Genomic DNA, 13,422 nt, shown 5'->3' on the forward strand with positions numbered 1-13,422 from the left:
CCCGGCGCTTCCCCGAAACGAGCGAACGCGTGCTTGGGCCGGCCTCCGAGGGCCACCTGATGAGCCGTTCGTCGGGGCGGACCACGGCCGCGGGCGCGGGGTGCGACCGTCGCGGTGCAGGGCCCGGCGGACGCCAAGATCCTTGGTGCGGTTTCGCTTTCGGTCGTGCGTGCGAGTCCGGAGCCTTCTGGGTCGGAACCCGGGGTGAGCATCCGCTTAGGATGGCGGTACGTGTCCCATGCACCCAGGAGTCCCCACCGTGACCGCCGAAGCCCCGATCGCCCCCGCCCCCCTGTCGTACGGCCGGCTGATCCCCGTCACCGTCCACTTCGACGACCTGGACGCGCTCGGTCTGCTGCACAACGCCCGCTACCCGCTGCTCGTGGAGCGGGCCTGGACCGAGCTGTGGCAGGAGCACGGCGTCCGCTTCGACGGGGACTGGGTGGCGGCCGGCGACGCCTGCAACGCGGTCAAGGAACTCCGCGTCACCTACGAGGTCCCCGTGACCAGCCCCGGCACCTACGCCGTCCACCTCTGGCTGGAGCGCCTGGGCACGACGGGGCTGACCTACGGCTTCCGGCTCTGCTCGGCGGACGGTCTCACCACATACGCGCGCGGCACCCGGGTGCTGGTCCGGCTGGACCCGGCCACCCTGCGCCCCGCGCCCTGGAGCGACACCTTCAGGGCTGCCGGTCGGGCACTGCTGCGGCCGGCGGACTGATCTTCGCGCCGGTGCCGCGGTCGGCGCGCAGCACACCCGCGAACACCACCAGCCCGCACGCCAGCACCGTCACCACGCCGAACGACACCATCAGGCTGGTCGCCTGCGCCACACCGCCGATCAGACTCGGCGCGATCAGCCCCGAGGTGTACGTGATCGTCGCGACGCCCGCGATGGCCTGGCTCGGGTTGGGGCCGCTGTGCCCGGCCGCGGCGAAGCACAGCGGGACCACGACGGCGATGCCGAGCCCCATCAGGGCGAAGCCGGCCATCGCCGGTGCCGGGTGACCGCCGGCGACGATCAGCACTCCGCCGAGCACGGCCAGCACCCCGCCGGCGCGGACCGTGCGCACCGGACCGAACCGGTTCACCAGCGCGTCGCCGGCGATCCGTGCCACCGCCATGGTGAGCATGAACCCGGTGGTGCAGGCGGCGGCCAGGCCGGCCGAGGTGCCGAGCTCGTCCTCCAGGTAGACGGCGGACCAGTCCAGGCTGGCGCCCTCCGCGAACACCGCGCAGAAGCCCACCGCGCCGATCAGCAGCGCCGAGCGGGGCGGCAGGGCGAACCGTGGCGGCGGCTCCTCGTCCTCGGTGGGCCGCAGGTCCAGCGCCCAGCGGCAGGCCAGCAGGCCCAGCAGGGTGAGCACGGCCGCCGCCAGCACGTGGTGCAGGCGGGCGTCCGAGCCGAGGTGCGCGGCCAGGGTGCCGCCCGCCGAGCCGAGCAGCGCGCCCGCGCTCCACATGCCGTGCAGACCCGACATGATCGACCGGTCGAGCCGGTGCTCGACCTCGACGCCGAGCGCGTTCATGGCGACGTCGGCCATGCCGGCCGTGGCGCCGTAGGTGAACATGGCCAGGCAGAGCGTCACCAGGTTCGGCGCCAGGGCCGGCAGTACCAGCGACAGCGTCCACAGCGCCAGCAGCCCGCGCAGTGCGGGCCGGCTGCCGAAGCGGTGGGTGATCCGGCCGGCCAGCGGCATCGCGCAGGACGCGCCGAACGCGGTGAAGGCCAGCGCGAAGCCCAACTGGCCCGCGCTCACCCCGGCGTGGTCCTGGATCCACGGCACGCGGGTGGCGAACGAGCCCGTGACCGCTCCGTGCACGGCGAACACGGCCGCCACGGCGTACCGGGCGCGCACGACGTCGCGCTGTTCGTCAGCCATCTCCGTCATTCTCCGGCCCCTCCCTGGTCCGCGTCGCGGTCCGTGCCGTGGTCCGGGTCCGTCTTCGGGCCGACGGACTCGGGTGTCGACGTCGTCTTACGCCGTCGACGTGTCGTGGGTGTCGTGTTGTCGCGCGGTGACGTGCGTGCGACGAGGTGTTGCGGTGTCGTCCGGTGCCCTGTCGTGGGTTCCGTGGTGCCGCCGTAAACTATCAGGGACCTTGCCTGATAGATAGACGGTGAAGTGGCCACCGGGTCGCACGCCCCGCCGATCTGGGAGGATGCGCGGCATGTCCGCACCGAAGCCAGCGTCCCCGAGCACCGCCCGGGCCATGAACGACCGGCTCGCCCTGCGGCTGCTGCAGCAGGAGGGCCCCCTGACGGCCGCGCAGCTCAAGCGGCTCACCGGGCTGTCCCGGCCGACGGTCGCCGACCTCGTCGAGCGCCTCACCGCCGCCGGGCTCGTCGGGGTCGTCGGCGAGGCGGGCGAGCAGCGGCGCGGACCCAACGCCAAGCTCTACGGCATCGCCGCCGACCGCGCGCGTCTGGCGGCGCTGGACGTGCGCACGGAGGGGGTGTCCGTGCTGGTGTCCGACCTGGTGGGGCGGGTGCTGGCGGAGGCGTCCCGGCCCATCGGCGGGCACCTCGGCACCGGGCCCGCCGTGGAACAGGCGGTGACGCTCGTCGAGCGCGCGGCGGAGGAGGCCGGTGTGGTGGCGGGGGAGCCGGGGGTGCCGGGGACGCTGCACACGGTCGGCATCGGGGCGCCCGGCCTGATCGACCCCGCGACCGGCGAACTCCGCGACTCCACCGGCCTGCCGGAGTGGCACCGCCGCCTCGTGGCGGCACTTCAGGGGCGGTTCTCCGACGCCCGGGTGACGGTCGAGAACGAGACCAACCTCGCCGCCGTCGCCGAACAGCGCGAGGGTGCGGCCACCGACCGCGACACCTTCGTCCTCCTCTGGCTCGGTCACGGCACCGGCGCGGCCGTGGTCCTCGACGGCGCCCTGCGGCGCGGCGCCTCCGGCGGCACCGGCGAGATCGGCTTCCTGCCGGTCCCGGGCACGCGCGGACTGCCCTCGGCCAAGGACTGCGACGGCGGCTTCCACTCGTTGGCCGGGTCGGCGGCGGTCGTCGCTCTGGCACGGGAGCACGGCGTCGCGGCACCGCCCGGGGACGACGCTCCTGCCGCGGCGGCCGCGGTGCGATCGGCGACCGAGGCGTTGCGCGTACAGGGCCCCGACGATGCCCGGCCGGGCGGCCCGGCGGGCCACTCCGTGAGCGGCGCGGGGGCGGGCGAGCCGGGCCGCGGTGACCTGACCGACGCCGGCGGTTCGATCGGAGGCGGTGGAGTGAGGGGCGCAGACGGTACGGCGGACACCGAGGGTTCGATCGGAGGCGGCGCGTGGACCGGGGCCCGTGACGGGGCGGGCCCGGGGGAGGAGGTCGGTCCGCCTGGCGGGCCCGCACGCGAGGCGGCCGCCCGCTTCCTGGACGTCCTCGCCGACCGGATCGTCCTCGGCGTCGCCTCCGTCGTCGCCGTCCTGGACCCAGGGTGTGTGGTGCTCGGCGGAGAGGTCGGCCAGGCGGGCGGTGCCGAGCTGGCCGACCGGGTGGGGGAGCGGCTGCGCCGGATGGCGCCTCTGGCGACCGAGGTCCGCCACAGCACTCTGGGCGGCCCGGCCGTTCTGCGCGGGGCCCTGCTCACCGCGCGGGAGTCCGCCCAGGACCACCTTGTCGCTCCCCACGAGCACTGACCGCGCCCGGGCGTCCGGGCAGCCGCGCACTCGGCGCCCCCGGAACGGCCCCGCGCCGCCGACCGGCGGGGCGGGCGCGGGCACGGCTCCGCGTCCGGGCGCGCCCCGGCCGTCGGACCCGGCGGCGACGCCGGCTGGGCCGCGCACGCCCACCCCGGACGCGTCGTCACGACGGCCCCGACCCGCACGACCTGCCCGACGCGGCTACCCCCGCCCCTCGGCGTGCGCCAGGTACTCCTCGAACGTGCCCTTGCCCACCGCGTGCGGCGTCAGGTGCCCGCCCGCGCGGAACGCCCGGTAGGTCGCGCCCCACAGGGGAATCCGGACGACGCGGCGGCGCTTGCCGGTGGCGCGCAGGTAGGAGCGGGCCAGGGAGTCGAGGGTGCGGACCTCGGGGCCGCCCATCTCGGGCACCCGGCCGGCGGGCGCGCCGACGGCGAGTTCCGCGAGTCGGTCGGCGACCTCCGCGACCTCGATCGGCTGGTCCGGCACCCCCTTGGGCAGCGGCAGCACCGGCAGCCTGGCCAGCGTCCGGAACAGCGTGACCGGCAGATCGTGGAACTGCGTCGTGCGCAGGATCGTCCAGCCGAGCCCGGACTCCTCGACCAGCCGCTCCACGGCCAGCTTGGTGCGGTAGTAGCCGAACGGCACCCGGTCGACCCCCACGATCGAGATGTACACCAGATGCCCCACCCCGGCCCGCCGCGCCGCCGCGATCAGATGGGCGGCGGCCTGCTCGTCACCGCCGCGCGGGGTGGACGCGCAGTGCACGACGGCGTCCACGCCCGCCACGGCGTCGTCGAGCGCGGTGCCGCCCTCGCGCAGGTCGACGGCGTACGGCCGACTGTGCCGGCTGAGCACCCGTACCTCGTGCCCGTCCGCGCGCAGCCGCTCGGCGACGAGCCGGCCGAGTGTTCCGGTACCGCCGGTCACCAGGATCGTGGTCATGGCGTTCAGCCCCTTCGGGTGGTGCGTGCTGCCGGACGTCCCGGACGGGCGTCCCTCACCTGCTGGGACCGGACAGCCCGCCGGAATGTGACACTCCGGCCCGCCGCCCGCTCAGGGCCTCCCGAGCTGCCGGCCCACGAACCCCAGCTTGTCCGGGTTGACCACGGCCCGCAGCCCGACGATCGTCTCGTCCCGGTAGACGAACGTGACCGCCCCCCAGAGCTCCTCCCCGTTCCAGGCGAGGACGGCCGGCGCCCCGTTGACCTCGGCGACGGTGAGGACGTAGCCGGCCGCGAACCGTTCGAAGACGCCGGTCGTGAAGCGCACCACCTTCTCCCGGCCCTCGATCGGCCGCAGCGCCGCCTTGACCTTGCCGCCGCCGTCGCTCCACCAGGTCACGTCACCGGCGAGCAGCTTCTCCAGGCCGGCCAGGTCGCCCTCCCGGGCCGCCGTCAGGAAACTCTCCACCAGCTCCGCCTGCCGGTCCGGGGCCGGCGTGAAGCGCGTCTCGGGAGCCGCCACCCGCTGCGTCGCCCGCCGGTACAGCTGGCGGCAGTTGGCCTCGCTCAGGTCGAGCAGCCCGGCGATCTCCCGGTGCCCGTACCCGAACGCCTCCCGCAGCACGTACACCGCGCGCTCCACCGGCGTGAGCCGCTCCAGCAGCACCAGTACCGCCAGGGACACGGCGTCGCGCTGTTCGGCCGACTCCAGCGGGCCGAGGGCACCGTCGGCGGTGGCCACGGGCTCCGGCAGCCACGGCCCGACATACGCCTCGCGCCGTGCCCGCGCCGAGGTGAGGCGGTTGAGGCAGAGGTTGGTGACGACCTTCGCCAGCCAGGCGCCCAACTGCTCGATGCCGTCGCGGTCGGCCCCGTGGAACCGGAGCCAGGCGTCCTGCACGGTGTCCTCCGCCTCCTCAGCGGAGCCCAGCATGCGGTAGGCGAGTGCGAACAGCCGGGAGCGTTGGGCCTGGAACTCGTCGGCGAGGCCTGTTGTCATGCACTCAGCCTGCCAGAACGTGAGGGCCCGGCGGCGGGCAAGGGCCGTCGTCACCGCCGCCGGGCCCGGTCCGTGTCAGCAGGACCCGAGGTCCTGCCACACCCCCCACTCGCCCGTGGTGCCGGGCTCCTCGCCCTTCGTCCACCACTTGGCCTTCCACGAGTGCCCGTTGTGGGACACCACATTCCCGCCGGTGTAGGCGGTGACGGCGTCCCAAGCGGGGTTCGCGCAGGTGCCGGTGGATCCCGAGGGGGAGGGCGAGGGGCTCGGGGACGGGCCGGTGGATCCCGAGGGGGTCGGGCTGGGGCTCGGGCCGCCACCCGTGCCCGGCTCCACCACGGTCGTCCCGCGCGCCAGGTCACCGGCGAGGGCGTACGTCCTCCCGCCGAACGTCACCGTCCAGTTGGACGGCGTCGACACCGGCAGGTAGTACACGAAGTCCAGCTCCACCGACGCGCCCGGCGCCAGCGTCTGCCACGCGGGCAGCTTCAGGGAGACGCGGTGGTAGTCGCCCTTCAGGCCGCCCACGTTGCTGCCGGTGTGGTCGCTGCGGAGCACCGAAGTGCCCCACCCCGACTGGTCCTTGGCGTTGCCGGGCGCCGAGGTGGCGTAGTCGAACCGGAACTCCGTGCCGCCCGGCAGGGTCACCGACGTGTTGTTGGTGATCCTCAGCTTCGGGCTGATCGGGTAGTTGGAGTCGCCGAGCGGGAACTGCCCGAAGTCCACGCCGATGTCCAGCGCCTCGGCGGGCAGGTCGATCGTGGACCGCTTCGCGCCGTACGGGGAGGCCAATCTGAACTTCTCGTACATGGCCGTCGTCAGCGTCGACCCCTGCTCGTACTGGCCCTTGGCCGCGTTCCAGGCGTAGTCGCCGGCCAGCTCCCAGACCATCGTGCCGCCGATGCCGCGGTCGACGACGTAGTCCGCCTTGGCGTTCACCGACTGCTCGTCCTCGGTGGACAGGAACACCCTCTTCTCGGCGTTCCACAGCCAGGGCGCGACCAGGGCGGCGTCGTACTTGCGGGTGTAGGTGCCGGTCAGTTCGGTGCCGGCGGGGAAGCCGTAGCGCGTGATGTAGTCGCCGACGATGCCCTTCTCCAGGTTCTTGGCGTGCCACATCGGGTTGGAACCGGCCGGCGACTCCTTGCCGTCGGTGTCCAGGTCGTGCCAGAGGTTGTCGATGCCGACCGCGCCGTCCCCGCACTTGGTCAGTCCGGAGCCGGCCGGGCAGATGGTCGTGGCGGCCTTGCCCCACAGACCGTCCGTGCCGCCCGTGACGTTCTTGAACCCCCGGGTGTAGTAGGGGAGCCCGATGTTGATCCGTCCGGCCGGCATGGAGCCGCGGAAGTAGTGGTAGGCCCAGTCGGTGTTGAGATAGCCGATCCCGCCGTACTGGGAGGTGGAGTAGACGCCGGCCGCGGCGAGTTCGGCGTCCTTGCCGTCGTCGAAGAGCGACGCGTTCGGCCCCACGTACTCGTTCCAGGCGCCGTGCAGGTCGTACGACATGATGTTGACGTAGTCCAGGTACTTCTGGACCTGGAAGGTCTCCATGCCGCGCAGCAGATAGCCCGACGAGGGCGCCGCGACCGTGAGCAGGTAGTGCCTGCCGTCCGCCGCTCCCGCCCGGTCCAGCTCCTCGCGCAGCGTCTTCATCAGGGCGGCGTAGCCCTTGACCAGACCGGCCCGCCGGGCGTTGGACAGCGACCAGTCGAGCGGGTTGCCCGCGTCCTTCATGGTCGTCGGGTACTCGTAGTCGATGTCGACGCCGTTGAAACCGTACGTGCGGACGAAGTCGACCGCGGATGCCGCGAACGTGTCGATGGCGGCCTGGTTGACCGAGCCGTCCGCGTTGGTGGCCGTCGAGTAGAAGCCGCCCGAGTTCACCCGCGTGCCGTCGTCGTCGAAGTAGCCGCCGGTCTCGGCCCAGCCGCCGACCGAGATGAGCGTCTTGACGTCGGGGTGCTGCTTCTTGAACTTGTTGAGCAGGTTGAAGTGGCCCTGGTAGGGGAGTTGCGGGTCCATCTCGGCGCCCGCCACGCCGGGCCAGGTCATGCCGGTCGCCGCGTTGGCAGGGCCGTCGGTGCCGACGGAGATCTTGTGGGCGCCGTCGACGTGCGCGAAGGCGTAGTTGATGTGGGTGACCTTGTCCCACGGGATGTCCGAGGCCAGGTAGGCGGGCTTGCCGTCCTTGCCGGTGCGCCAGCCGGTGAAGTAGCCGATGACCCGGCGCTGGTGGTCGGCGCCCATCTTCTCCCGGCCGGCCGAGTCGTAGACGGAGCAGTAGGGGACGTCCACCCCGGGCGTGGTGTACAGCCCGTCGGGGCGGCAGGACGACTGGTCGGCGGCCTGGGACACGGTCGCCGGAAGGCCGGCCAGCAGCAGTCCGGCGACTGCGGCGGCACCGGCGAGCAGGGTGGGTCTGGTGCGATGGCGGTGCGGTGTGGGGGACAGCAAAGTCGGTTCCTCTCCACGGAAGTTGGGCAGACCCTAGAGAGGACTAGACCAATGCGTCAATAGGTATGGACCAATCGCGGGAGGGGGGTTCGGTGACGGATTCCTGTGAGCCACTCCACATGGTTCACCCGCATGGACGCATGGCGGTCGTGGCACACTGGCCCTGTACAAGAAGCAGCGCACTCCGGGGTCGGTGAAAGTCCGAACCGGCGGTTACAGTCCGCGACCCGGTCACGTCCAGTGACCGGTTGACCAGGTGAAATTCCTGGACCGACGGTTAAAGTCCGGATGGGAGGCAGTGCGCGGCGGGCGGGCATGCGTGCGCGCCGCCGAACAGGTACTCGTCCGCGGACGAGTCTGTCCGGCGTCGCCCCCGGTGTCGTCGCCCGTACTTTCTGTCGTCATCGACAGCCCCGGAGTCCGTGCCCGAACGAGGCAGGAGGACCCGGGAAGTGTTCACCGGAATCGTCGAAGAGCTGGGCGAGGTCACCGCCGTCGAGAACCTCGGCGACGCCTCCCGTTTCCGGCTGCGCGGCCCCGTCGTCACCGAGGGCGCGAAGCACGGCGACTCCATCGCCGTGAACGGTGTCTGTCTCACGGTCGTCGAACACGAGGGCGACGAGTTCACCGCCGACGTCATGGCGGAGACCCTGAAGCGCTCCAGCCTCGGCGCGCTCACCGTCGGCTCCCGCGTCAACCTGGAACGCCCCACCGCCGTCGGCGCCCGCCTCGGCGGCCACATCGTGCAGGGCCACGTCGACGGCACCGGTCAGGTGCTGGCCCGCACCCCCTCCGAGCACTGGGAGATCGTGAAGATCTCCCTCCCCGCCGACCTCGCCCGCTACGTCGTCGAAAAGGGCTCCATCACCGTCGACGGCATCAGCCTCACCGTCGTCGAGGCCGGCACCGACCACTTCACGGTCAGCCTCATCCCCACCACCCTCGCCCTGACCACGCTCGGCCGCAAGCAGCCCGGCGACCCGGTCAACCTGGAAGTGGACATCGTCGCCAAGTACGTCGAGCGGCTGCTCACCACCGGCCCGGGGGCCGGGAAGTGAACTCCCTCAACTCCGAGGCCTTCGTCCTGTTCGGCAAGGGCATCCTCTGGACCGACATGATCGGCAACCTGTTCGGCCTGGCCGCCCTGGCCCTCGGCTGGCGGCGCTCCGTGTGGAGCTGGCCGGTGCAGTTCTGGTCCGGCCTCATCCTCTTCTCCGCCTTCTACGGGCATCTCGCGGGCAGCGCGGGCAAGCAGGCCGTCGTGGCGGTCGTCGCCGTCTACGGCTGGTGGCAGTGGAACCGGAACAAGGGCCAGGCCGACGACGGCCACATCGCCCCCCGCTTCGCCACCTGGCCCGAGCGCGCCGCCATGCTCACCGCGGCCGCCGCCGGCACCGTCGCCGTCGCCCTCCTCTTCAAGGCCCACCCGTCCCTGTCCTGGGACCCCTGGCCCGACGCCTACATCTTCGTCGGCACCGTCGTCGCCATGTACGCCCAGGCGCGCGGCATGGTCGAGTTCTGGTTCGCCTGGCTCCTGGTCGACCTGGTCGGCGTCCCCCTGAACTTCGCCAACGGCTACGCCTTCTCCGGCTTCGTCTACGTCATCTACGGCGCGCTCGTCCTGTGGGGCATGCGCGACTGGTGGCTGCGCTCCCGCAGGAGCCCGCGGCCCGCTCTGGAAGGAGCCCCCGCATGACCACGGCATCCGTTCTCTACGACACCGACGGCTTCGAGGACCTCAGCCTCGACCCCGTGGAACAGGCCATCGCCGACATCGCGGCCGGCCGCCCCATCGTCGTCGTCGACGACGAGGACCGAGAGAACGAGGGCGACCTCGTCGTCGCGGCGGAGAAGGTCACACCCGAGATCGTCGCCTTCATGATGAGCGAGTGCCGGGGACTGATCTGCGCCCCCATGGAGGGCGAGGAACTCGACCGGCTCCAGCTGCCGCAGATGGTCACGGACAACACCGAGTCCATGAAGACCGCGTTCACCGTCTCCGTCGACGCCGGCGCCGCCCACGGCGTGACCACCGGCATCTCCGCCGCCGACCGCGCCACCACCCTCCGGCTGCTGGCGAGCGGCACCGCCGAGCCCGCCGACCTGGTGCGGCCCGGCCACATCTTCCCGCTGCGCGCCCGCTCCGGCGGCGTCCTGGTCCGCGACGGCCACACCGAGGCCGCCGTCGACCTCGCCCGCCTCGCGGGCCTGCGGCCGGCCGGCGCCATCGTCGAGATCGCCGGCGAGGACGGCCGGATGCTCCGGCTGCCCGAGCTGATCCCGTTCGCCCGCAAGCACGGGCTGACGATCATCTCCATCGAGGACCTGATCGCCTACCGGCGCAGCGCCGAGCCCACCGTCCGGCGCGAGGCCGAGGTCCACCTGCCCACCGCCCACGGCGCCTTCACCGCGTACGGCTACCGCTCCACCGTCGACGGCGTCGAACACGTCGCGCTGGTCCACGGCGACCTCACCGACGGCCAGGACGTCCTGGTCCGCCTGCACTCCGAGTGCCTCACCGGCGACGTCTTCCACTCCCTGCGCTGCGACTGCGGCCCCCAGCTCGACGCGTCCCTGCAGCGCATCCAGGCCGAGGGCCGCGGCGTCGTCGTCTACCTGCGCGGACACGAGGGGCGCGGCATCGGCCTGCTGTCCAAGCTGCGCGCGTACGAGCTGCAGGAGCGCGGTCGCGACACCCTCGACGCCAACCTGGAGCTCGGCCTGCCCGCCGACGCCCGCGACTACGGAGCCGGCGCCCAGATCCTCGCCGACCTCGGCGTGCGCGGTGTACGGCTGATGACCAACAACCCCGACAAGTCCGACGCCCTCGTGCGGCACGGGATCAGGGTCCTGGCCCGCGAGCCCATGCCCGTCCGGGCCGACGAGCACAACATCCGCTACCTGCGCACCAAGCGGGACCGGATGGGACACGACCTGCCCTGGCTGGACCCGGCCCCCGCCGCGCCCCCCGCGGCCCCGTCCGCGTCCACCTGCGGCAACCAGTAACACGGCACAGCACAGCAGAGCACAGCACCGAAGGAGACACGTGAGCGGCAAGGGCGCACCGGAACTGTCCGTACGCAATGTGGGTGACCTGCGGGTCGCCGTCATCGCGGCGCAGTGGCACGAAAAGGTGATGGACGGTCTGGTCGACGGCGCCCTGCGCGCCCTGCACGAGCTGGGGATCGACGAGCCGACGCTGCTCCGCGTCCCCGGCAGCTGGGAACTGCCGGTGGTGGCCAAGGTGCTGGCCGGGCGGGGCTACGACGCGATCGTCGCGCTCGGCGTCGTCATCCGCGGCGGCACCCCGCACTTCGACTACGTGTGCCAGGGCGTCACCCAGGGCCTCACCCAGGTCTCCGTCGACACCGGCGTCCCCGTCGGCTTCGGCCTGCTCACCTGTGACAACGAGGAACAGGCGCTGGACCGGGCCGGGCTGCCGGGCTCGAACGAGGACAAGGGCCACGAGGCGGTGACGGCGGCGGTGGCCACCGCGGCCACCCTGCGTTCAGTATCCGAACCCTGGCGCTGACGAAGCCCGGGTGTGGCATAGGCTGAGCGTCACCATGTCCAATAAGACGTTCGAGGAGCTCTTCACCGAGCTCCAGCACAAGGCCACCCACGGCGACCCCGCCACCTCCCGCACCGCCGAACTGGTCGGCAAGGGCGTCCACGCCATCGGCAAGAAGGTCGTCGAGGAGGCCGCCGAGGTCTGGATGGCCGCCGAGTACGAGGGCAAGGAAGCGGCCGCCGAGGAGATCTCGCAGCTGCTGTACCACGTCCAGGTGATGATGGTCGCCCGCGGCATCTCCCTCGACGACGTCTACGCCCACCTGTAAGCCGCACCCGTTCCCCTCCCGAACCGAGCGAAGGAAGCCGACCTCATGCTGCGCATCGCCGTCCCCAACAAGGGTTCCCTGTCCGGCCCTGCGGCGGAGATGCTGCATGAGGCCGGCTACCAGCAGCGCCGCGAGTCCAAGGAGCTGCGGATCGTCGACCCGGAGAACGAGGTCGAGTTCTTCTACCTCCGGCCCCGCGACATCGCGATCTACGTCTCCTCCGGCCGCCTCGACATCGGCATCACCGGCCGCGACCTGCTGGTCGACTCCGGCGCCAACGCCGAGGAGATCCTCCCGCTCGGCTTCGCCCGCTCCACCTTCCGCTTCGCCGGCAAGCCGGGCACCGCGACCGGCATCACGGACCTCGCCGGCCGGACGGTCGCCACCTCCTACGAGGGCATCGTCGCCAAGCACCTCGCCGACCAGGGCGTGGACGCCTCCGTCGTCCACCTCGACGGAGCGGTGGAGACCGCCATCGAGCTGGGTGTCGCCGAGGTCATCGCGGACGTCGTCGAGACCGGCACCAGCCTGCGCAACGCCGGCCTTGAGGTGTTCGGCGAGCCGATCATGAGGTCCGAGGCCATCGTGGTCCGCCGCACCGGGGCGGACGCCGAGGAGCCCAAGGTGCAGCAGTTCCTGCGCCGCCTCCAGGGCGTCCTGGTGGCCCGCACCTACGTGATGATGGACTACGACTGCCGGGTCGAGCAGCTGGAGAAGGCCGTCGCGCTCACCCCCGGCCTGGAGTCCCCGACCGTCTCCCCGCTGCACAACGAGGGCTGGGTCGCCGTGCGTGCCATGGTCCCCGCCAAGGAGGCGCAGCGGATCATGGACGACCTGTACGCCATCGGCGCGCGGGCCATCCTGACCACGGCCATCCACGCCTGCCGCCTCTGAGGAACCCCCGCAGCGATGTCCGAGCTTCCCGCCCTGCCCGTCACCTTCCGGCCCGGCCGCACCCGCGCCGTCCTGCTCACCGCCGGTGCCGCGATCTTCGCCGTCATCACGGCGATCGCTCTTCTGCTGGAGCAGCTCGGCCCGGGGGAGCGGCTGAGCTTCATCCTCACCGGAGCACTGATCTTCGGCGTGCTGGCCCTGCTCGCCCGCGTCAAGGTCGTCGCCGACGACACCGGCGTCACCGTGGTGAACATCGCCGGCCGGCGGCGCCTGCACTGGGCCGAGATCCTCCGGGTCAACCTGCGCCCCGGCGACCCCTGGGTCTTCCTCGACCTCAGCGACGGCACCAGCCTGCCCGCGCTCGGCATCCAGCCGGGCATCGCCAGGGCCAGGGCGATCGAGGACGCGCGCACCCTGCGCGCCCTCGCCGAGGCCCACGCCATCGGGGACCCCGAGAAGGATCAGGGCTGACTCCGGGGCGTCCACCCTGCCGCAACGGGCCCTGTCTTGATTAATCTGTTGGCGGAGGCGACGACGTCGCCTCCGCCCCTGAGGTGCCGTCCGGCCCTCAGAGGCTTCCTGCTACCCGAGGAGTGACTCCCTCCAGCGATGGACGGATCGTCCTGTAGTACCTGCGCCGCCCCCTCCC

General features: G+C 72.4%; 13 protein-coding genes and 1 riboswitch. Of the genes, 9 read left to right on the top strand and 4 right to left on the bottom strand.

All coding sequences use genetic code 11. The features are described from left to right. Positions 1 to 259 precede the first annotated feature (259 nt). Positions 260 to 721 (top strand): acyl-CoA thioesterase, encoded by a 462-nt coding sequence (locus tag ACSLTV_RS17820; protein WP_435612455.1) that lies wholly within the window; start codon positions 260 to 262, stop codon positions 719 to 721. On the opposite strand, the gene ACSLTV_RS17825 is transcribed toward ACSLTV_RS17820, so the two are convergent. Then, complete coding sequence (locus tag ACSLTV_RS17825) at positions 681 to 1,892, bottom strand: MFS transporter (protein ID WP_435612456.1); 1,212 nt, start codon at positions 1,890 to 1,892, stop codon at positions 681 to 683. The genes ACSLTV_RS17820 and ACSLTV_RS17825 overlap by 41 nt on opposite strands. A 280-nt stretch (positions 1,893 to 2,172) precedes the next feature. Between ACSLTV_RS17825 and ACSLTV_RS17830 the strand changes: the two genes are divergently transcribed. Next, entirely contained in the window at positions 2,173 to 3,639 is a 1,467-nt protein-coding gene (locus ACSLTV_RS17830) for an ROK family transcriptional regulator (RefSeq protein WP_435612457.1), read from the top strand. A gap of 204 nt (positions 3,640 to 3,843) precedes the next feature. On the opposite strand, the gene ACSLTV_RS17835 is transcribed toward ACSLTV_RS17830, so the two are convergent. The 3 genes from ACSLTV_RS17835 to ACSLTV_RS17845 all read right to left on the bottom strand — a co-directional run bounded on the left by ACSLTV_RS17835 (position 3,844) and on the right by ACSLTV_RS17845 (position 8,040). Beyond that, a complete protein-coding gene (locus ACSLTV_RS17835; protein ID WP_432157173.1) occupies positions 3,844 to 4,587 on the bottom strand; it encodes an SDR family oxidoreductase in 744 nt (247 codons plus the stop codon). A 111-nt stretch (positions 4,588 to 4,698) separates the two neighbouring features. Further along, entirely contained in the window at positions 4,699 to 5,586 is an 888-nt protein-coding gene (locus ACSLTV_RS17840) for an RNA polymerase sigma-70 factor (RefSeq protein ID WP_432137557.1), read from the bottom strand. A 75-nt stretch (positions 5,587 to 5,661) separates the two neighbouring features. Further along, a complete protein-coding gene (locus ACSLTV_RS17845; protein WP_435612458.1) occupies positions 5,662 to 8,040 on the bottom strand; it encodes a chitinase C-terminal domain-containing protein in 2,379 nt (792 codons plus the stop codon). Positions 8,041 to 8,215: 175 nt separating this feature from the next. Then, a riboswitch (FMN riboswitch) is annotated at positions 8,216 to 8,346 on the top strand. 146 nt (positions 8,347 to 8,492) lie between these two features. Between ACSLTV_RS17845 and ACSLTV_RS17850 the strand changes: the two genes are divergently transcribed. The 7 genes from ACSLTV_RS17850 to ACSLTV_RS17880 are packed head-to-tail and all read left to right on the top strand — an operon-like array spanning position 8,493 to position 13,244. After that, entirely contained in the window at positions 8,493 to 9,098 is a 606-nt protein-coding gene (locus tag ACSLTV_RS17850) for a riboflavin synthase (protein WP_432157170.1), read from the top strand. Beyond that, positions 9,095 to 9,736, top strand: coding sequence for a nicotinamide mononucleotide transporter family protein (locus tag ACSLTV_RS17855; RefSeq protein WP_432137560.1), 642 nt, complete (start codon positions 9,095 to 9,097; stop codon positions 9,734 to 9,736). The genes ACSLTV_RS17850 and ACSLTV_RS17855 overlap by 4 nt, the downstream gene beginning before the upstream one ends. Continuing rightward, positions 9,733 to 11,046 carry a bifunctional 3,4-dihydroxy-2-butanone-4-phosphate synthase/GTP cyclohydrolase II gene (locus ACSLTV_RS17860; protein ID WP_432137561.1) on the top strand — a complete coding sequence of 438 codons (1,314 nt, stop codon included), beginning with the start codon at positions 9,733 to 9,735 and terminating at the stop codon, positions 11,044 to 11,046. The genes ACSLTV_RS17855 and ACSLTV_RS17860 overlap by 4 nt, the downstream gene beginning before the upstream one ends. A 40-nt stretch (positions 11,047 to 11,086) precedes the next feature. Beyond that, positions 11,087 to 11,572 (top strand): 6,7-dimethyl-8-ribityllumazine synthase, encoded by a 486-nt coding sequence (ribH, locus tag ACSLTV_RS17865; RefSeq protein ID WP_432137562.1) that lies wholly within the window; start codon positions 11,087 to 11,089, stop codon positions 11,570 to 11,572. Between the two features lie 34 nt (positions 11,573 to 11,606). Next, a complete protein-coding gene (locus tag ACSLTV_RS17870; protein ID WP_406205959.1) occupies positions 11,607 to 11,879 on the top strand; it encodes a phosphoribosyl-ATP diphosphatase in 273 nt (90 codons plus the stop codon). Between the two features lie 45 nt (positions 11,880 to 11,924). Next, positions 11,925 to 12,773 carry an ATP phosphoribosyltransferase gene (gene hisG, locus ACSLTV_RS17875; protein WP_432137563.1) on the top strand — a complete coding sequence of 283 codons (849 nt, stop codon included), beginning with the start codon at positions 11,925 to 11,927 and terminating at the stop codon, positions 12,771 to 12,773. Positions 12,774 to 12,788: 15 nt separating this feature from the next. After that, positions 12,789 to 13,244 carry a PH domain-containing protein gene (locus tag ACSLTV_RS17880; RefSeq protein WP_432137564.1) on the top strand — a complete coding sequence of 152 codons (456 nt, stop codon included), beginning with the start codon at positions 12,789 to 12,791 and terminating at the stop codon, positions 13,242 to 13,244. Positions 13,245 to 13,422: the final 178 nt, after the last annotated feature.

The organism is Streptomyces sp. bgisy159 (assembly GCF_965341775.1).
Taxonomy (GTDB): Bacteria; Actinomycetota; Actinomycetes; order Streptomycetales; family Streptomycetaceae; genus Streptomyces.